Raw genomic sequence first — 17,689 nt, forward strand, 5'->3', positions numbered from 1 at the left:
TTATGCTGTCACGATTTGGTCTTGGTCGGCTACATCAGGGTCAAATGTATTTGTTGCACTTACACCGTTAAATGTGTTGACAATAAAAGCAACATTTGAAGCACCTGAGCCATTGTAGGCTTTCGTATTTTCTTTTGGAGAAACATTATAAAAATCACCTAAGTTAAAAGAGCCATTACTGTTTTGCACGATAAGGTTTCCGACAACAGATGGCATAAGATTCCCCCACTTCATTCGTCTTCTTTTCAACATTATATGGGTTATTTTCTAAAAGGTTCATTCATTCCATGTATTGACGGATTTGTATAATCCGAGAGTTGCTAAATACATAGTCAACAGAGCCGATTTGAAAACAAGCTGAATTTAATAGTGTGAGTAAGTTGACATCGTTTACTTCGATAAAAGGGCTTTCGTTTGTAATATTCAGTTTGACATCGGTTGAACGTTTCGGGATTGTAATATATTTATCAGTAAACAGTTTAAAAGCATCAAGTCGACCTTCACCTTTTAAATAAAAAGGGATTTCTCGATGCACTGCAAGAGCTCTACTTTTTAAGGCCATTTGATTTGCATCTCCAACTTGGAAGACGGCGCTAATCCCCATCGAGACGACAGAAGCATTTTGTACGATCGAGACATGTCGAAACATAAGTGTGCTTCTCCTTAACCTGGAGTAGAAGGAACATCTGTAACAAGTGGTACAAACGGTCCTTCTGTCACAGATTCAAACGGTGTATCAAGAATAGAAGAGAGAATAAGGAGATTTGCGTCTCCAATTAAAAAAAGGGAGGAAGAAGATACCCCATTTGTTTTAATTTGCCCTACTTTCATTTCACGGTTGATCACATTTAAGTTCATATACTTACTCCTTTCGGAAATTACCTGGTATATGTTGAATAAAGGAAAGAAAAGCTTTATCAATATCCTGCTTCATCGCTTGAACGATGACAGCATGCAAATGTTCTGGATTCGAAGTGATATCGTCATATGGCTGCACTTGAGACAAATAGTATGGAAGACGATGCTCCATTTGTTTTTTAATATCATCTATCATCATTTGACGATACATTTCATCAAGAGGTGTTCCTTCCTCTCTTTCGAAATGAAGAATTCTATTATATGCTTCTTCATCTAAATAACGATGCATTTCTTGAATAATACCTTGATAAAAGTCTGGATGAATATCTTGTTCTGTTTCAGGGTTTACTTTCAATGTTTCTGTATCCACTTGAAAGTCTTCAATTTGTTGTTCGGTCTTAGCAAAAGGATTTAAGCCGATATTTAATGTCCCATTTAAATTTTCTACTTTTAACTGATCGAATTTGTACTCCACTTTTCCTATAGAAGAGGAGGGACGACTTTTTAACTCTTCAATTTCTTCTTGTAATGTATGCACTTGTTGTTCTAAAGCATGAATGGTGTTTTGTTGCTGTTGAAGAATTTGTTGAAATTGCTGTAAATAAATATATACATCTTGATTCATGAAATATAATCTCCTTTTCAATAGGGAGGGTGCATGCTATATATTTATGATGGAACTCGGTTAAGAAGAACTAGGTGTTGGGTTAATCGAAATAATTTGTCCTTTTGCTTTGAGCGGACGGACGGGTGCTGTAAAGCCTCCTGTATTTGAAAATTTGGAGAGGGATTTAATACTTCCAGCTGTTCCAATTTGAAAAATAGAAGATGTTGTAATACTATCTATTTGAATTTTGTTAATGATAATACTCTGTTGCACATAGAAGTTCAATGTGTTATAACCTCCTTTTAATTCGTCCCTACAATCGCTTGGTCAACGACATCTGTATCATTAACAGTTGTTGTATTTTGATAGTTATATACAGACACGTTATCTCCAACATTAAAAGAACCGGCTCCTGCAAAGGCACGAGAGTAACTAATCGGTCGAATTGCGAATACATCTCCGATATGAAAAATTCCGCTTGATCCAATATTGACAATGCGAATCTGTCCGACCATTGCTGGCATAGCAAACACCTTTCATCAATAAAATTTTTAGTTTGTTATTATGTATGACTCGAAAAGTATATATATGTTTCATAAAACGGAAGTCTCTGTTTTCTTTCTACTTAGGAAAAATAAAAGACATACACTTTAATGAGTATGTCTATCTATCGTATGAATGGCGGTAGTATTTGTTTGTATAAGAGAAATAATATTTAAGAGCTTGTCCAATTCTTGACTGCAATTTACTGTCTTTTGAGAGGTAATTCCATAACGTTCAGCAAAATAGATCATTTTTTTTCGCTTTTTTTCAATTACTTGCTCAAACATACAATCGGCTCCACTCTATATAAATTTTTAAATGTATATATGTAGTACAAATTATACAAAAATTCCATAAAAAAGAAATCGCTTCGATAAAAAAGTAAAAATTCTACATTTTATTTGAAAAAGCAACTAAGAACCAATTGTAAAATAAAGAATATTGTAAAAAATAAGGAAGGATAGAAGGTTTTTTTCTAAGGAATGCGAATACAATTATAGTGTATGGAGTTTTAGGATGGAGAGTGGAAATTTTGCGTTTGGTGACGGTGAAGAAAGATGAGAAAGTGTTTATTGGTGTTGTAGACGAAGAGGAAAAGAAAGTGCTGCATTTAAGAGAAGCACAAAAACAAAAGGGTGAAAAAGTTACGCTTCCAATTACCATGTTAGAATGTATTGAAAGAGGAAGCGAATGTATGGAAAAGGTGCGTGAAATTGTAAATTGGGCAAACGAAAATAAACTAGCAGCTTACTATTCCTTACAAGAAGTGAAACTATTAGCTCCTATACCGAGACCACGGAAAAATATTCTTTGTGTTGGGAAGAATTACCGTGAACATGCGCTCGAAATGGGAGGAGAGGAATCTATCCCAAACAATATAATGATTTTTACGAAGGCACCTACGACTGTAATAGGGAATGGTGAAAAAATTAATAGCCATTCGCACGCGACGAGTGAATTGGATTATGAAGGGGAACTCGCGATTGTCATTGGAAAGCGAGGCAAACAAATTCCAAAAGATAAAGCAATGGAATATATATTTGGTTATACGATTGTAAATGATATAACAGCGCGGGATATTCAAAGGAAGCATAAACAATTTTTCTTGGGGAAAAGTTTTGATACATTTTGCCCGATGGGGCCGTATTTAGTGCATAAATCAGGGATTCAGTCTCCCAGTCAATTACACATTGAAACAAAGGTAAACGGGGAAGTTAGACAAACTTCTAATACGGAAAATATGATATTTCCGATAGAAGAAATTATTTCTACTGTGAGTAAAGGAATGACGCTTGAGCCTGGAGATATCATTGCAACCGGGACGCCCGCGGGCGTTGGAAAAGGCTTTAATCCACCAAAATTTTTGCGTGCTGGTGATGAAGTGATCGTAACAGTCGAGGGCATTGGAACATTAAAAAATATCGTAAAGTAAAAGACTACCTTTTTGAAAAGAGGTAGTCTTTCTTTCAATCTTTTAGTTCAAATGTCATTTCAAATCGTAAGAGAGGCTGTCCGAAAAAAGAGGATCGCCTAATTTATATTAAGATAATACAGCTTTAATTTTTTGGAACGCCCACTCTAAATCGTCTTCAGAAATAACAAGAGGTGGCGCGATGCGAATGACATTCTCATGAGTTTCTTTACATAGTAAGCCTTCGTCTTTTAATTTCTCGCAATATGGACGAGCAGGCGTATTTAATTCGATTCCAATAAATAATCCTTTACCACGAACTTCTTTAATCATAGGATTCTTAATTTCTTTTAATTGGCCGATTAATTTTTCTCCTAGTTGAAGAGAGCGCTCTGTTAATCTTTCATCTTGTAATACATCGAGAGCGGCAATCGAAACGGCACATGCAAGTGGATTACCGCCGAATGTAGAACCGTGAGAACCTGGTTCAAATACGCCTAGAATATCGCGGTTTGCTGCAACACAAGAAATTGGGAATACGCCGCCGCCTAGTGCTTTACCAAGGATATACATATCAGGGATGACCTCGTCCCAATCACATGCAAATAGCTTACCAGTACGGCCTAGTCCTGTTTGAATTTCATCTGCAACAAATAGAACATTCTCTTTCTTACATACATCATATGCTTCTTTTAAGAATCCAGCTGGTGGAATGTTGATGCCAGCTTCACCTTGAATTGGTTCTAAAATAAATGCTGCTGTATTCGGTGTAATAGCCGCTTTTAATGCTTCTAAATCGCCGTAAGGGATTACGATAATACCAGGAAGCATTGGGCCAAATCCGCGTTTATATTCATCGTTGGACGACATAGAAACTGCGCCCATTGTACGTCCGTGGAAGTTGTCTTCACAAACGATAATTTCAGCTTTATTTTCTTCTACTTTTTTCACATCATATGCCCAGCGGCGTGCTGTTTTGATTGCAGTTTCAACAGCTTCCGCGCCTGTATTCATTGGAAGAATCATATCTTTATGAGTAAGTTGTGCTACTTTTTCATACCAAGGGCCTAATTGGTCGCTATGGAAAGCACGTGAAGTAAGTGTAACGCGATTTGCCTGTTCAATTAAAGCATTGATAATCTTTGGATGACGATGTCCTTGGTTTACTGCAGAATATGCACTAAGTAGGTCCATATAACGATTACCTTCAGGATCTTCTACCCAGACACCTTCAGCTTTTGCGATTACGATTGGAAGTGGGTGGTAGTTGTTAGCTCCGTATGTGTCTGTAAGTTCAATAATATCCTTTGTTTCAATCATGATTGTTCCCCCTTTTGTTATTACAAGAAGTTTGTAAATACTCTAAATATTATATCATTTAAATGTGAAAAAGCGAAACATTTCCTAAAAAAGAAATAGACATGTTATCATATAAAGTGAATAAGTGTGACAAAGAGGAGGTTGGGGATTGTGACAACACATTTGCATATTACAGCATGGATATTAGGACTTCTTTTATTCTTTGTGGCGTATTCTATGTATACGGCAGGGAGAAAAGGAAAAGGTGTACATATGGGATTGCGTCTTATGTATATGATCATTATTGTAACGGGCTTTCTGTTGTATCAAAGCATTATGAAAACAGCTACAGGCAACATGCACATGTGGTACGGCATTAAAATGCTAGTAGGCATTTGGGTTATTGCTGCAATGGAAATGATTCTTGTGAAAACAAGTAAACAAAAACAAGCAGGAGCGTTTTGGGTGCAATTTATTATTGCGTTTGTTGTTGTACTATACATTGGATTACGATTGCCAATGGGATTTGCACCATTTGCGTAAAACAAAACCATCTTATTTTCCGTACGGAAGCATAAGATGGTTTTTTATTATATCTTGTTTATTGTGCATCTATATGCAATACTTCCCCATTTGCCTTTGTAAATTGAAATATATCTTTAGCACATGAGGAATAGCGGACATAATGATGGTGAAGAGCACATATCATGTCTTCGTTATCAAATAAAAGAATATTGACGCCTTCACATGGTTGCTCTTTCGGCTGCAATGATAAGAAGTTATGACAATAGATACAATCGTATAAAGAATAATGAATTGTTTGCAAAGTATCGATGAATAGAGAGAATGCAGAGTCAGATAGTTCTTCTATCCATTCGTTGTAACTGAAGAGCAATTTTTTTCGAATTCGTATCATTTCACCATTTTGCAAAGGGTGATGTTCATCGGCAATTTGCAATATATTTTTTTCGTAAAAGCGAGCTGGCAACCAATTGTTGTTATATAAAACTTCAAATCCATCTTCAATGATATCTTCTAATAAAAAAGCTTCATCATTCTCATCATCAAAAAAAATCCATTCATCGTTTATATACTCCACGTTCCCGATTGTATGAGCGCGCGGTTGATTATACAAAATATGTTTACGTTGTTTCATTTGTTATGTCTCCTTTTATAAAACTTGTTATTTCTGTTATGGACAGTTCAGGAACGCTTTATAAGTATGGAACACCTAATTTATATTGGGCATAGAATAAACACACACTTTAAGTAATAAATGCTTCATCATGAGAACCAATTAGGCTTTTACATGTCATATCTTCATTTTTCCTTTTTGGTTCTATTCAGCTTTTGAACGGAGTAAAGTTATACGGATATAGGATAGGAAGGATGATTTATATGTGCGGGATTACTGGATGGATTGACTATAAGCGGGCGTTAGAAGGAGAAAAAGAGACCGTTATGAAGATGACGGAAACGCTCGCAAAACGTGGGCCAGATGATACGAATATTTGGATTGATAAACATGTTGCTTTTGGACATAAACGATTAATTGTAGTAGATCCAGAAGGCGGAAAACAGCCGATGACTTGTCTAAAGGAAGAATCCAACTATACAATTTGTTACAATGGCGAGCTATATAATACAGAAGATATTCGAAAAGAGTTATTGCGAAGAGGTTACACATTTAAAGGACATTCCGATACTGAGGTGCTATTAGCTTCTTATATAGAATGGAAAGAAGAGTGTGTTAATCATTTAAACGGTATATATGCTTTTGCAGTATGGGACGAGAAAAAAGAGCATATTTTTATCGCAAGAGATCGTTTAGGGGTAAAACCATTATTTTATAAATACGATAGCGGAAGATTACTGTTCGGTTCAGAACTGAAAGTTATATTGGTGCATCCTGATGTCAAGGCGGAAGTAACGATAGAAGGTTTGGCAGAAATATTTGGACTTGGCCCATCTAGAACTCCTGGACATGGTGTATACGCTGGTATTCAAGAATTGCGGCCAGGCCACGCACTTACATTTTCAAAAGATGGTTTATGTGTATGGAGATATTGGAATGTAGAAAGTAAGAGGCATGAAGATTCATTTGAAGAAACGGTCGAGAAAACAAGGTTTTTATTACAAGATGCAATTACGAGACAATTGGTTTCAGATGTACCGCTATGCACATTTTTGTCGGGCGGAGTCGATTCAAGTGCAATAACGGCAATTGCCGCAAAAGAATATGAGCGCTCCGGAAAGGGACAGTTACACACATATTCTATCGATTATGAAGATAATGAAAAATATTTTCAAGCAAACGCTTTTCAGCCAAATTCAGATGCACCATTCATTGACCTCATGACGGAAACGTTCCGTACAATCCATCACCGCTGCGTCATTTCTAATGAAAGGTTAGCAGAATATTTAACAGAGGCTGTACTTGTTCGTGATTTACCAGGTATGGCAGATATTGATTCATCTTTGTTATGGTTTTGCCGAGAAATAAAACAAAAGTTTGTCGTGGGTTTATCGGGGGAGTGTGCAGATGAGATATTTGGTGGTTATCCATGGTTTTATAGGGAAGATGATTTACAATCTAGTGCATTTCCGTGGATGAGATCAACGAGGGCGCGGGAGCAACTTTTAAAGGAGGAATGGCGCCGAAAATTAAGGCTGCAAGAGTATGTGCAGCAACGTTATGAGGAGTCGGTACAAGAAGTACCAGTTTTAGAAGGTGAAAGCACAGTGGAAGCGAAACGACGACAATTATTCTATTTCAATATGATTTGGTTTATGACAACATTATTAGACAGGAAAGATCGCATGAGTATGGGAGCAAGCTTAGAAGTGCGCGTACCATTTGCAGATCATCGCCTTGTCGAATATGCATGGAATATTCCTTGGGAAATGAAAATGTATAAAAATCGCGAAAAAGGTCTACTGCGAAAAGCGTTAGAAGGTATATTACCCGATGATATTTTATATAGAAAGAAAAGCCCATACCCAAAGACGCATAATCCTCATTATACGAAAGTAGTAACAAGATGGTTACAAGAGTTATTAGAGGATAAGGGATCGATTTTACATGAATTATTTGATAGAAAAAAATTACAAGAATTAATTGAATCAGGGGGGAGTGCGTTTCAAACACCGTGGTTCGGACAATTAATGACCGGACCACAACTTTTGGCACATGTAGCACAGATTCATATTTGGTTTAAAGAATACGGAGTAAATATTAAAGAATAGGAAAAAATGGCTCACGCGTGTTGTGAGCCATTTTTATTTTCACCAATCGGGGCGTTAATGCAGGAGAAAATATCAAATAAAATCCATAATCATATTATAAGTAATATTTATTTAGAATTATTCTTTTGACATATTTATTATTGATTGATACACTTAGAAACAGATGTTCTTGAAAAAGATTCTCATTTATAAAATTGAGGTGTAAACAAATAATGAAAAAGAAAATAGGTTTACTTGTAATGGCATATGGAACACCGGAATCGTTGGAGGATGTAGAAGCGTATTACACGCATATTCGACATGGTTGTAAACCATCTGCGGAAGCGCTTGAAGATTTAATTATGCGCTATAAAGCAATTGGTGGTATTTCACCACTTGCAAAAATTACAAAGGAACAAGCTCGTCAGTTAACTGCTTCATTGAATGAAAAATTTACAGATTATGAATTTGTTTGTTACTTAGGATTGAAGCACGTTGCTCCTTTTATTGAAGATGCAGTAGCAGATATGAAGCGTGAGGGGATCGAAAAGGCAATTAGTATCGTATTAGCGCCCCATTATTCAACATTTAGTATTCAAGCATATAATGACCGTGCAATTCATGCTTCAAGAGAAATAGGAGGTCCTGTCATTGAACCGATTGAACAGTGGTATGACGAGCCGAAATTTATTGCATACTGGGCAAATCAAATAAAAGAAACATTTGGGAAAATTAAACATAAAGAAAAAGCGGTTGTCATTTTTTCAGCGCATAGTTTACCAGAAAAAATTATTGCTGCTGGTGATCCTTACGTAGAACAGCTCCAGCATACTGCAGATTTAATTGCAGCAGAAGCTGGCATTCCACATTATACAATTGGCTGGCAAAGTGCGGGGAATACAGGGGAGCCGTGGATTGGACCAGATGTGCAAGATTTAACGAGAGATTTGTATAAACAGAATGGTTATGAATCTTTTATATATTGTCCAGTAGGTTTTGTGGCAGAGCATTTAGAGGTTTTATATGACAATGATTATGAATGTAAAGTTGTGACGGATGAATTACGTGTTGCATACTTTAGACCAGCTATGCCAAACACGCAAGATGTATTTATTGATTGTTTAACTGAAATTGTTTCTAAAAAGGTAAACAAAATGATTGACAATAAGTTAATTTTGAATAATAATTAAATTATAATAATTTTAAATAAATAATAATTGTTAGTAATAAAGAGGAGGCTCTCTTGATGAATTTAAATAATCGCTTAACAACAAACCAAGGTGCTCCAGTTGGAGATAACCAAAATTCTCGTACAGCAGGTCGTCGTGGTCCGGTCGTATTAGAGGACTATCATTTAATAGAAAAACTTGCTCATTTTGATCGTGAACGTATTCCAGAGCGTGTTGTCCATGCGCGTGGTGCAGGTGCTCACGGTGTATTTGTAACGAAGCATAGTATGAAAGAATATACAAAAGCAGCATTTTTACAAAAAGAAGGAACAGAAACGCCTGTATTCGTTCGTTTCTCAACAGTTATTCACGGCCAAGGTTCTCCAGAAACAGCACGTGACCCACGCGGTTTCGCTGTTAAATTTTACACAGAAGAAGGAAACTATGATCTTGTAGGGAACCATATACCTGTTTTCTTTATTCGTGATGCGATTAAATTCCCTGATATGATTCATGCTTTAAAACCAGCACCTGATACAAATATTCAATCACCAGATCGCTACTGGGACTTTATGACATTATCTCCAGAGTCCACTCATATGATGACATGGGTATTCTCTGATTACGGAACACCTGCAAACTATCGTCAAATGGAAGGTTTCGGGGTGCATGCATTTAAATGGATTAATGCAGATGGCAAAATTGTATATATTAAATATCATTGGAAACCACAGCAAGGTGTACGTAACTTAAATGCGAAGGAAGTTGTAGAAGTACAAGGAAAAGATTTCAATCATGCAACTCGTGATTTATTTGATGCGATTGAAAGCGGAAATTATCCAAAATGGGATCTTTACGTACAAGTGATGCAAATTGATGAGATGGATTCTTTAAGCTTTGATCCATTAGATACAACAAAAGTATGGCCGGAAGATCGCTTCCCTCTAATTGAAGTAGGAACAATGACATTAAATCGCAATCCACAAAACTTCTTTGCTGAAGTAGAGCAAGCAGCGTTCTCTCCAAGTGCAACCGTACCTGGTATTGAGCCTTCTGAAGATAAAATGTTACAAGGACGATTATTCTCTTATCCAGATACACAACGTTATCGCCTTGGTACGAACTACTTACAAATTCCAATCAATTGCCCATATGCAGCAGTTCGTAACCAACAGCGTGATGGTGCAATGCAAGTGAATCAAAATCCATCAACGATTAACTATGAACCAAGTCGCCATGCGGAAAATCCAGTTGAAGATCCTAATTACCGTGACTCAACTATGAAACTTGAAGGTTATGTATCTCGTGAAAAAATTGAAAAACCAAACGACTTCGAGCAAGCTGGTGAACGTTACCGTTCATTTACAAAAGAAGAACAAGATAACTTAATCGCAAACTTAGCAAATGATTTAAAAGATGTGCATGAACAGACAAAATTACTTGCAATTTGTAACTTCTTCCGTGCCGATCGTGAATATGGAATGCGTTTGGCAAAAGCTTTAAATGTTGATATCTCAGCATATGTAGGAAATCTTACAAAATAAGTAGTTTATATTCTCTAATATAAAGTAATGGTTACATTTAGAAAAAAGACGACTGAGGGATAAATGCCTCAGTCGTCTTTTTGTTACTTTTTGCGTTTCTTATGACAATGACATTTGTAGTAATAGTAGTCATGGTGCTTATCATAGTAGAGATGATCGTATTTATCTTCATATTTGTCATAATACTTATCATGTTTGTCGTAGTATCTATCTTTGCATTTGTCTTCGTAATGATCTTCATATTTATCGTAGTATTTTTTATAACATTTACATTCCAAGTCGTAATGATGATCGCATTTATCGTCGCGTTTCTTATAATAGTATCCCATATTTCTACCCCTCCTTTTTATTTGTTACTACCACTTTATGAAATAAAAGAGAGAAAGTAAGTGTGCTTGTCCATTGTGATTAAAAAATCCGCGGTCTCTATATATGGTAAAAATAAAAAATCTCTCGTGTAAGAGGAACTGTGCAAGATGTGATATGCGTTTTTGAAAGAAAATTGATATACTATTCTTACAATTAAGATAAGGTTGGGGGATTTGTGTGAAAAGAATATGGCGAGGTACATGCACTTTGATTTGTATAACAATTTGTCTCATCATGCCTATACAACAAAGTTTGGCAAAAGAAAAAAGAGAATGGCAAGATGAAGTGGTATATTCCATTATGATTGACCGCTTTAATAATGGAGATGCGAAAAACGATAGCGGTCTGAATACGGAGAATTTAGAGGATTATCAAGGCGGGGATATCTCAGGAATTATAAAGAGGCTTGATTACATAAAAGATATGGGATTTACTGCAATTATGCTTTCACCTCTTTCGGAAAGTAAAAAATATGATGGAACAGGTGTGGGGAATCTGCGACAGGTAAATGAACATTTTGGTTCATTGCAAGATGTAAGGAAGCTTGTGCAGGAAGCTCATAAAAAGGAGATGAAAGTGATATTTCAATTTATCGCTGGAGAAGAAGATTCGCGACAAATGGTAGATGTAGTAAAATGGTGGATGCAAGAAGTAAATATAGATGGAAGTTATTTCATACATAGTGAAAAGTTGTCCAATGATTCGTTACATGACATGAAGAAACAACTAAAAGATATAAAAAAAGATTTTGTAGTTCTAACAGATGAAAAGGAAAGTGCACATAACGATTACTATAAAGCAATAACGAATGCATTTTCAAAAACAGATCGCTCCATTCAGCCATTATATCATGCAAGTTTAATAGAGGCGGAGCAAGTTATGAATACATATATTGATCATCAAAATACGAAAAGGTTTGTGCGTCTTGTAAAAGAAAATGGCTATTATCCGCCAGCTCGTTTAAAGTTAGCACTTGCTTATTTATATACATCTCCAGGGCTACCAATTGTCTATTATGGTACCGAAATCGCGCTAGATGGCGGAGACGTTCCAGATAATCGGCGGTTAATGGACTTTAAAACGGATGAAAAGTTTTTGCGATATATAACAAAACTAGGAGAATTAAGGAAAGAACTGCCGTCTTTACGCCGCGGTACCTTTGAACTATTACATGATGAAGAGGGAATGAGTATACTAAAAAGAACATATAAAGATGAAGTTACTATTATTGCTTTAAATAATACGAAAGTAACAAAAAAAGTTGCGTTGCTGGCAAATATAGTAGGAGAAAAGCGACAATTAAGAGGGCTGTTAGAAGATGAAATCATAAGGGAAGAAGGTGGGAAGTATTATCTTGTATTGAAGCGGGAAGAAGCAAATATATATAAAGCTGGTGAACAAACAAGTATCAATTGGGTATTTGTATCTATGATTGTACTTGTAAATCTTGCATTTATCGTGTTTTTAATTGCAGTCAAAAAGCGTGGGAAACAGGTATGAATAAGAAAACATCCTCCGCATGCGGAGGATGTTTTCTTATTAACGATAGTTAATGAATTGTACATCAATTGGTAAATCAGCGCTGCGAATTGCTGCGATTACTGCTTGTAAGTCATCACGGCTTTTACCAGTGACACGTACTTGATCATCTTGTACTTGTGTTTTTACTTTTAGTTTTAAATCTTTAATAATGCTGTTAATTTTTTTCGCATTATCTTTATCGATACCTTGTTGTAAGGTTGCACGTTGACGTACTGTGTTGCCAGCAGCATTTTCTACTTTTCCGTAGTTTAAGTTTTTAATGGGTACGTTACGTTTAATAAGTTTTGAAATAAGAACGTCTTTTACTTGTTCTAATTTAAATTCGTCATCAGAAATTAAAACAAGTTCTTCTTTTTCTAATTTAATGTCACTTTTGCTTCCTTTAAAGTCATATCGATTTTGAATTTCTTTTAACGCGATGTTAATAGCGTTTGTTACTTCAGGTAATTCTATTTTTGAAACGATATCAAAAGAACTCTCTTTTGCCATAGGAGCACCTCCAAATTAAATTCCACTTCCTATTATAGTTAATTTTGGGCAGTTGGACAAATAAAGGAAAAATCGTGTTATAATGTACTTTTGTTTGGAATGATAAAAATATAACTTTATATATAGAAGGGAATTAAAAAGTATGTATTTTAAACCAGGATCGATCGAACAGGTAACGGTTTTACGTCAAACGGAAATCGGATATATGGTCGGGCACGATGAAGAAGAAGTGTTCCTACATAAAAATGAAGTTGCAGGGGATATTGAAGAAGGTGACACAATTGATGTGTTTTTCTATCTTGATCACCAAGAGCGTATTGCTGCAACAATGAAGACTCCACTTATTACAACAAGTGATTGGAATTGGGTAAAAGTTGTTGAAGTGAAAGAGCGCTTAGGAGTATTCGTTGATATCGGTGTTTCGAAAGATATTTTAGTACCAGCGGATGAGTTTCCTATTTATACACCAGTTTGGCCTGAAGTAGGAGATGAATTATATTGTACGCTAAAATTAACGAAGCGTGGCCGCTTAATTGCGTTACCAGCAAGAGATGCAGACATGCAAGAAATTGTAGTGGAAGCAACTCCATCTATGCGTAATAAAAATGTAAATGGGCGTGTGTATCGCTCACTTCAAGTTGGATCATTTGTATTAACAGATGAACATTTCCGGGCTTTTTTACATCATACAGAACGAAAAGAGCAAGTTCGTATTGGCCAGCGTGTAACAGGTCGTATTATTGACGTGAAAGAGGATGGTACAATTAATATTTCACTTCTGCCTCGTAAAGAAGAGGGAATAGAAGATGATGCTACGGTTATTTATGAATATATGGAAAGTCGCGGGGGCGCCATGCCATTTTGGGATAAGAGTTATCCAGAAGACATTAAAGAACGATTCAATATGAGTAAAGCAGCGTTTAAGCGTGCACTTGGTAAATTAATGAAAGAAGGAAAAGTGTATCAAGAAGAAGGCTGGACATACTTTAAAAAATAAGAAAACGAACAAGCACTTTGCTTGTTCGTTTTTGAAAAGAAACCTTGTCATAATTTGTCGGGAAATCGATATTCCTTGTCGAATCGCCGATATATTTTATTTTGCGCCGATATATCGTGCTCAACCGCCGATAAAAGTGTTACTTGCGCCGATATAATTTCATATACCGAGCACTTTGCTCATCTATATTCCTATTTATTGTTGTTGCTTTAATAAACTGGAGAATGTATCTTTTAAATCGCTATCTTTTACGTTAATATCAGCTTTTTTGAATTCATTTAATAATATTTTTTGATGGATAGCTTGATCTGCTATTCGTTCTTTTTCGAGATTTTTACGAATGGAATCTTTTACTTCATTGTATGGTTTTAACTCTTTTTTGTCAGTTAATTTAATAATGTGGTACCCATATGATGATTTAATCGGTTTACTAATTTCTCCGACCTTCAATTTATAAGCTGCTTCTTCAAATTCAGGTGCCATTTTCCCTGGACCGAAGTAACCAAGGTCGCCGCCTTTCTCTTTGGAACCTGGATCTTCCGATTCTTGTTTTGCTAATTCTTCAAAAGAAGCACCTTCATCAAGTTTTTTCTTAATCTCGTTTGCTTTTTCTTCATTATTTACTAAAATATGGCTTGCTTTAATTTCAGGTTTATAATTCGCTTTTATATCTTTTTCGGTGATGCTTTCTTTAATCGCCTGTTCCATTGCTAATTTAAAGCGAATTTGATTTTTAAAGTCATCTTCATCTTTCAACCGATTACTTTCTAATACTGCTTTAAATTGATCACCGAACTGCTCTTTTGCCTTTTTGAATTCTTTATTGACCGCTTCATTAGATACTTTATATTTTTTTGTCATGATATCTTGTGCCATCATTTCGTATAGTACATCTTTTCCGTAGCGACTTTTTAATTGTTTCTCAAAATCACCTTTTGTAATGGTTGAAAATTTCGATGTCGCAATGGCATCTGAACTGCCTTGTGCACCACAAGCAGATAATGTGAATGTTCCGATCGCTAAAGTTGCAATGAGTAATGTTTTTCTCTTCATATTAGCACCTCATCAGAAAATGTTATTGTTATTGTAGAATAGAGAAGTGAAAACGAAGTGAATTTGAGATGTTTTTTAGCAAAACGTAAAAGTACATCAACGGTTTAGTTGATGTACTAAGACTATTAAAGGTGATCAGTTTTTTTCGAGTATGCGCGTTTTCCTTGCTGAATATTTTTTTGCTCTTGTTCATTTTTTAGAGCGCGTTTTGCATTATTATCACGTGCTTTTTTATCATTATCACTTGTATGTGGCATATGTATCAACTCCATTTCTAAACAGTTATATGTTTATCATTTCCGTTTTCGTAAAGACTATGTATACTGATAGTGAGGAACTCTTGACCGAGGTGAATGACAGATGGATTTGAAACTCAATTATGTAGAATTGATGAAAAAGTTAATTATTGTAATCATTGCAGGCTTATTAAATGCCATTGGAATGAATTTATTTTTAACACCGGCAAAGGTATATGCAAGTGGTTTTGCAGGTCTGTCTCAATTACTTTCTCAAATATTAAATGATTTTGCATCGATCCATGTATCAACAGGTGTGCTTTTCGCACTGTTTAATATTCCGGTTGTTATATTAGCATGGAAAAAGGTTGGAAAAGCATTTACTTTATTTAGTTTTTTATGTGTTGTCTTTATGACGTTATTTTTAGAAATTATTCCAGTGCGAGCTGTTTCACATGATATTATTTTAAATGCAATTTTTGGTGGGCTTATTTCAGCGATTGGAGTAGGGATTGCATTAAAGTGGGGAGCATCTACAGGTGGTTTAGATATTATTGCAATGATTATATCGAAGGTAAAAGATAAGCCTGTCGGAACATACTTCTTTTTCTTTAATGCCATTATTATTCTGGCCGCGGGATATGTATATGGCTGGGAGAAAGCACTTTATACATTAGTCACTTTATATGTATCATCGCGCATTATTGATGCGATTCATACACGCCATGTGAAAATTACAGCCTTTATCGTGACGAAAAATGGCACTGATGTACGAAAAGCAATTCAATCACGTTTAGTGCGAGGCATTACGACCGTACCGGCGACAGGGGCATATACGAATGAAAATAAAGAAATGTTAATGATTGTGATTACACGTTATGAGTTATACGAGTTAGAAAGAATTATTAAACAAGTCGATCCAGGGGCATTTACAAATATTGTGCAAACAGTTGGGGTATTTGGCTTATTTAGAAAAGATTAAAGAGGACCATTTCGGTCCTCTTTTTTAATATGCATTTGTAATACTTTGCAATTGCTCTTGCATTTCACGAAGCTGTATTTTTTCAGCTGTACTTGAATGAGTATAAGCGGACTGCAAAGCGTTTTTTGCTCGGTATACGAGTTCTTGCTGCTCAGTACCACTTGAACAAGAAATGGCTTTCGAAACAGCGTCTCGTGCTTGCTGAAATAGTAAGTTCCCCATTTAAACCCCTCCAAGAGAAGAGTTGTTTCGTTCTTTTTCTGCATCAGCTAATGTACCGCGGTACGGGAATCTTGCATCATGCTTCATAACAGCATCTCGACCTTGCTGGATAAAACGTTTTGATTTGTTCTTTTTACCCATTCGTAATTCCCCCTTTTGTTAGCTGAAAACAATTGACGCGACTTGCGTCTACTTATAGTATGAGCGATTTAAGGTAAACTATAAGTAGGGAATTTTTAGATTACAATCCAAGAGCCTCTTCTAAATAAAGGGCAATGCCGTCTTCCTCATTCGTTAATGTTGTGTAGTTTGCAAGCGACTTTAATTCAGGAATCGCATTTCCCATAGCGATACCGTGACCTGCATACTCAATCATTTCGAAGTCGTTATCTTCATCACCAAAAGCGATAATGCGCTCTTGTGGAATGTTATAATGGCTTGAAATCTTTTGCAATCCAATCGCTTTATTCAGACCGCTTTTTACGATTTCAATAATCGGCCAAGGAGCGCCCCACTTGCGGTGATCAATGACTTCAGCATGCATATCTGTTAAGTGCTGACGAATTTTATTTGCTTGCTCATCAAGGGTATCGATTAATAAGCATGTTGGATGGTCTTGTAGAATATTTAATAAATCTCCTGTGAAAATATTTGGAGAACCAAATTCAAAAATATGTTTTTTATCCTCATCAATTTCTCGAACATATACATCATCCATCACTTCAGCATAAATATTTTTTACACCAAAATCGAAGCAAGCTCGTACAATTTCTTGTGCAGTTGAAAGTTCGAGAGGTGAATGATGTGTCCCCCAATTTGCGTCAAGTGGGTGATGTACATATGCACCGTTAAAATTTACAATCGGTGTGTTTAGACCAAGTTCTTGATAATATGTTTGACTAGCGCGAAATGGACGACCTGTTGAAATGACAACGATATGTCCTTGTTCTTTCGCTTTTTCGAGCGTTTGTTTTGTTCGCGCTGAAATCACTTTATCATCTGTTAATAGAGTACCATCTAAATCTAATGCAATTAAATGCTGTTTTTTCATATTTTTCACCTCTTATAAAATTTTTTATGTCGATCTGTATTTCCATTTGTTTTATGCAGAAATAAGAGGTTGGAAAAGGGAGACCTCCATAG

At 35.8% G+C, this 17,689-nt stretch carries 23 protein-coding genes; 8 read left to right on the forward strand and 15 right to left on the reverse strand.

Annotated features, from left to right (window positions below; translation table 11 throughout):
* The 7 genes from MR059_RS10950 to MR059_RS10980 all read right to left on the reverse strand — a co-directional run bounded on the left by MR059_RS10950 (position 1) and on the right by MR059_RS10980 (position 2,295).
* Entirely contained in the window at positions 1–216 is a 216-nt protein-coding gene (locus MR059_RS10950; RefSeq protein ID WP_011983950.1) for a spore germination protein, read from the reverse strand.
* 64 nt (positions 217–280) lie between these two features.
* Entirely contained in the window at positions 281–649 is a 369-nt protein-coding gene (locus MR059_RS10955; RefSeq protein WP_011983951.1) for a spore germination protein GerPE, read from the reverse strand.
* A 14-nt stretch (positions 650–663) separates the two neighbouring features.
* Positions 664–858 (reverse strand): hypothetical protein, encoded by a 195-nt coding sequence (locus MR059_RS10960; RefSeq protein WP_011983952.1) that lies wholly within the window; start codon positions 856–858, stop codon positions 664–666.
* A 4-nt stretch (positions 859–862) separates the two neighbouring features.
* Complete coding sequence (gene gerPC / locus MR059_RS10965) at positions 863–1,483, reverse strand: spore germination protein GerPC (protein ID WP_011983953.1); 621 nt, start codon at positions 1,481–1,483, stop codon at positions 863–865.
* A 60-nt stretch (positions 1,484–1,543) separates the two neighbouring features.
* Entirely contained in the window at positions 1,544–1,750 is a 207-nt protein-coding gene (locus MR059_RS10970; protein WP_011983954.1) for a spore germination protein GerPB, read from the reverse strand.
* 17 nt (positions 1,751–1,767) lie between these two features.
* Positions 1,768–1,989, reverse strand: coding sequence for a spore germination protein (locus MR059_RS10975; RefSeq protein ID WP_011983955.1), 222 nt, complete (start codon positions 1,987–1,989; stop codon positions 1,768–1,770).
* Positions 1,990–2,115: 126 nt separating this feature from the next.
* Positions 2,116–2,295 (reverse strand): aspartyl-phosphate phosphatase Spo0E family protein, encoded by a 180-nt coding sequence (locus MR059_RS10980; RefSeq protein WP_011983956.1) that lies wholly within the window; start codon positions 2,293–2,295, stop codon positions 2,116–2,118.
* A gap of 245 nt (positions 2,296–2,540) precedes the next feature.
* On the opposite strand from MR059_RS10980, the gene MR059_RS10985 reads away from it, so the two are divergent.
* Positions 2,541–3,440: a fumarylacetoacetate hydrolase family protein gene (locus MR059_RS10985; protein ID WP_179196689.1), complete on the forward strand. Its 900-nt coding sequence runs from the start codon at positions 2,541–2,543 to the stop codon at positions 3,438–3,440.
* Between the two features lie 108 nt (positions 3,441–3,548).
* Here MR059_RS10985 and MR059_RS10990 read toward each other — a convergent pair whose 3' ends face one another.
* On the reverse strand, positions 3,549–4,739 hold the full coding sequence (locus MR059_RS10990; protein ID WP_048722287.1) for an ornithine--oxo-acid transaminase: 1,191 nt from the start codon (positions 4,737–4,739) through the stop codon (positions 3,549–3,551).
* Between the two features lie 216 nt (positions 4,740–4,955).
* On the opposite strand from MR059_RS10990, the gene MR059_RS10995 reads away from it, so the two are divergent.
* On the forward strand, positions 4,956–5,261 hold the full coding sequence (locus MR059_RS10995) for a YisL family protein (RefSeq protein ID WP_235436381.1): 306 nt from the start codon (positions 4,956–4,958) through the stop codon (positions 5,259–5,261).
* A 58-nt stretch (positions 5,262–5,319) separates the two neighbouring features.
* On the opposite strand, the gene MR059_RS11000 is transcribed toward MR059_RS10995, so the two are convergent.
* Complete coding sequence (locus MR059_RS11000; protein ID WP_011983960.1) at positions 5,320–5,874, reverse strand: DUF2777 domain-containing protein; 555 nt, start codon at positions 5,872–5,874, stop codon at positions 5,320–5,322.
* Between the two features lie 242 nt (positions 5,875–6,116).
* On the opposite strand from MR059_RS11000, the gene asnB reads away from it, so the two are divergent.
* The 4 genes from asnB to MR059_RS11020 all read left to right on the forward strand — a co-directional run bounded on the left by asnB (position 6,117) and on the right by MR059_RS11020 (position 12,525).
* On the forward strand, positions 6,117–7,964 hold the full coding sequence (gene asnB, locus MR059_RS11005) for an asparagine synthase (glutamine-hydrolyzing) (protein WP_041809521.1): 1,848 nt from the start codon (positions 6,117–6,119) through the stop codon (positions 7,962–7,964).
* Positions 7,965–8,173: 209 nt separating this feature from the next.
* Positions 8,174–9,133 carry a ferrochelatase gene (hemH, locus tag MR059_RS11010; protein WP_242161765.1) on the forward strand — a complete coding sequence of 320 codons (960 nt, stop codon included), beginning with the start codon at positions 8,174–8,176 and terminating at the stop codon, positions 9,131–9,133.
* A gap of 56 nt (positions 9,134–9,189) precedes the next feature.
* The gene (locus MR059_RS11015) at positions 9,190–10,656 is read left to right on the forward strand and encodes a catalase (RefSeq protein WP_011983963.1); all 1,467 of its coding nucleotides are present in this window, start codon (positions 9,190–9,192) and stop codon (positions 10,654–10,656) included.
* Positions 10,657–11,202: 546 nt separating this feature from the next.
* Positions 11,203–12,525, forward strand: coding sequence for an alpha-amylase family glycosyl hydrolase (locus MR059_RS11020; protein ID WP_242161757.1), 1,323 nt, complete (start codon positions 11,203–11,205; stop codon positions 12,523–12,525).
* Between the two features lie 39 nt (positions 12,526–12,564).
* On the opposite strand, the gene MR059_RS11025 is transcribed toward MR059_RS11020, so the two are convergent.
* Positions 12,565–13,056 (reverse strand): YajQ family cyclic di-GMP-binding protein, encoded by a 492-nt coding sequence (locus tag MR059_RS11025; protein ID WP_011983965.1) that lies wholly within the window; start codon positions 13,054–13,056, stop codon positions 12,565–12,567.
* 142 nt (positions 13,057–13,198) lie between these two features.
* Here MR059_RS11025 and MR059_RS11030 point away from each other — a divergent pair, with 142 nt between their 5' ends.
* Positions 13,199–14,053: a CvfB family protein gene (locus MR059_RS11030; protein WP_011983966.1), complete on the forward strand. Its 855-nt coding sequence runs from the start codon at positions 13,199–13,201 to the stop codon at positions 14,051–14,053.
* Positions 14,054–14,248: 195 nt separating this feature from the next.
* Here MR059_RS11030 and prsA read toward each other — a convergent pair whose 3' ends face one another.
* Together prsA and MR059_RS11040 are read right to left on the reverse strand one after the other, a co-directional pair.
* Entirely contained in the window at positions 14,249–15,106 is an 858-nt protein-coding gene (prsA, locus tag MR059_RS11035) for a peptidylprolyl isomerase PrsA (RefSeq protein WP_011983967.1), read from the reverse strand.
* Positions 15,107–15,231: 125 nt separating this feature from the next.
* Complete coding sequence (locus MR059_RS11040) at positions 15,232–15,363, reverse strand: DUF3941 domain-containing protein (protein WP_011983968.1); 132 nt, start codon at positions 15,361–15,363, stop codon at positions 15,232–15,234.
* A 103-nt stretch (positions 15,364–15,466) separates the two neighbouring features.
* Between MR059_RS11040 and MR059_RS11045 the strand changes: the two genes are divergently transcribed.
* Positions 15,467–16,324 (forward strand): YitT family protein, encoded by an 858-nt coding sequence (locus MR059_RS11045; RefSeq protein ID WP_011983969.1) that lies wholly within the window; start codon positions 15,467–15,469, stop codon positions 16,322–16,324.
* 24 nt (positions 16,325–16,348) lie between these two features.
* On the opposite strand, the gene MR059_RS11050 is transcribed toward MR059_RS11045, so the two are convergent.
* From MR059_RS11050 to MR059_RS11060, 3 genes are all read right to left on the reverse strand, one after another.
* Positions 16,349–16,546, reverse strand: a complete 198-nt coding sequence (locus tag MR059_RS11050) for a DUF3813 domain-containing protein (RefSeq protein ID WP_011983970.1) — start codon at positions 16,544–16,546, stop codon at positions 16,349–16,351.
* On the reverse strand, positions 16,547–16,687 hold the full coding sequence (locus tag MR059_RS11055; protein WP_011983971.1) for a hypothetical protein: 141 nt from the start codon (positions 16,685–16,687) through the stop codon (positions 16,547–16,549).
* A 100-nt stretch (positions 16,688–16,787) separates the two neighbouring features.
* Positions 16,788–17,597, reverse strand: a complete 810-nt coding sequence (locus tag MR059_RS11060) for a Cof-type HAD-IIB family hydrolase (protein WP_011983972.1) — start codon at positions 17,595–17,597, stop codon at positions 16,788–16,790.
* Positions 17,598–17,689: the final 92 nt, after the last annotated feature.

Source organism: Bacillus cereus group sp. BfR-BA-01522 (assembly GCF_022662635.1).
Taxonomy (GTDB): Bacteria; Bacillota; Bacilli; order Bacillales; family Bacillaceae_G; genus Bacillus_A; species Bacillus_A cytotoxicus.

Bases quoted from the DNA above. Each gene is read 5' to 3' on its own strand.
- asnB (WP_041809521.1), top strand. From the start codon at position 6,117: ATGTGCGGGATTACTGGATGGATTGACTATAAGCGGGCGTTAGAAGGA.
- MR059_RS11015 (WP_011983963.1), top strand. From the start codon at position 9,190: ATGAATTTAAATAATCGCTTAACAACAAACCAAGGTGCTCCAGTTGGA.
- MR059_RS10975 (WP_011983955.1), bottom strand. From the start codon at position 1,989: ATGCCAGCAATGGTCGGACAGATTCGCATTGTCAATATTGGATCAAGC.
- MR059_RS10995 (WP_235436381.1), top strand. From the start codon at position 4,956: ATGTATACGGCAGGGAGAAAAGGAAAAGGTGTACATATGGGATTGCGT.
- MR059_RS11055 (WP_011983971.1), bottom strand. From the start codon at position 16,687: ATGGGTAAAAAGAACAAATCAAAACGTTTTATCCAGCAAGGTCGAGAT.
- MR059_RS11050 (WP_011983970.1), bottom strand. From the start codon at position 16,546: ATGGGGAACTTACTATTTCAGCAAGCACGAGACGCTGTTTCGAAAGCC.
- gerPC (WP_011983953.1), bottom strand. From the start codon at position 1,483: ATGAATCAAGATGTATATATTTATTTACAGCAATTTCAACAAATTCTT.
- MR059_RS11025 (WP_011983965.1), bottom strand. From the start codon at position 13,056: ATGGCAAAAGAGAGTTCTTTTGATATCGTTTCAAAAATAGAATTACCT.
- MR059_RS11040 (WP_011983968.1), bottom strand. From the start codon at position 15,363: ATGCCACATACAAGTGATAATGATAAAAAAGCACGTGATAATAATGCA.
- MR059_RS11030 (WP_011983966.1), top strand. From the start codon at position 13,199: ATGTATTTTAAACCAGGATCGATCGAACAGGTAACGGTTTTACGTCAA.
- MR059_RS10960 (WP_011983952.1), bottom strand. From the start codon at position 858: ATGAACTTAAATGTGATCAACCGTGAAATGAAAGTAGGGCAAATTAAA.
- prsA (WP_011983967.1), bottom strand. From the start codon at position 15,106: ATGAAGAGAAAAACATTACTCATTGCAACTTTAGCGATCGGAACATTC.
- MR059_RS10950 (WP_011983950.1), bottom strand. From the start codon at position 216: ATGCCATCTGTTGTCGGAAACCTTATCGTGCAAAACAGTAATGGCTCT.
- MR059_RS11060 (WP_011983972.1), bottom strand. From the start codon at position 17,597: ATGAAAAAACAGCATTTAATTGCATTAGATTTAGATGGTACTCTATTA.
- MR059_RS11000 (WP_011983960.1), bottom strand. From the start codon at position 5,874: ATGAAACAACGTAAACATATTTTGTATAATCAACCGCGCGCTCATACA.
- MR059_RS10980 (WP_011983956.1), bottom strand. From the start codon at position 2,295: ATGTTTGAGCAAGTAATTGAAAAAAAGCGAAAAAAAATGATCTATTTT.
- MR059_RS11045 (WP_011983969.1), top strand. From the start codon at position 15,467: ATGGATTTGAAACTCAATTATGTAGAATTGATGAAAAAGTTAATTATT.
- MR059_RS10990 (WP_048722287.1), bottom strand. From the start codon at position 4,739: ATGATTGAAACAAAGGATATTATTGAACTTACAGACACATACGGAGCT.
- MR059_RS10955 (WP_011983951.1), bottom strand. From the start codon at position 649: ATGTTTCGACATGTCTCGATCGTACAAAATGCTTCTGTCGTCTCGATG.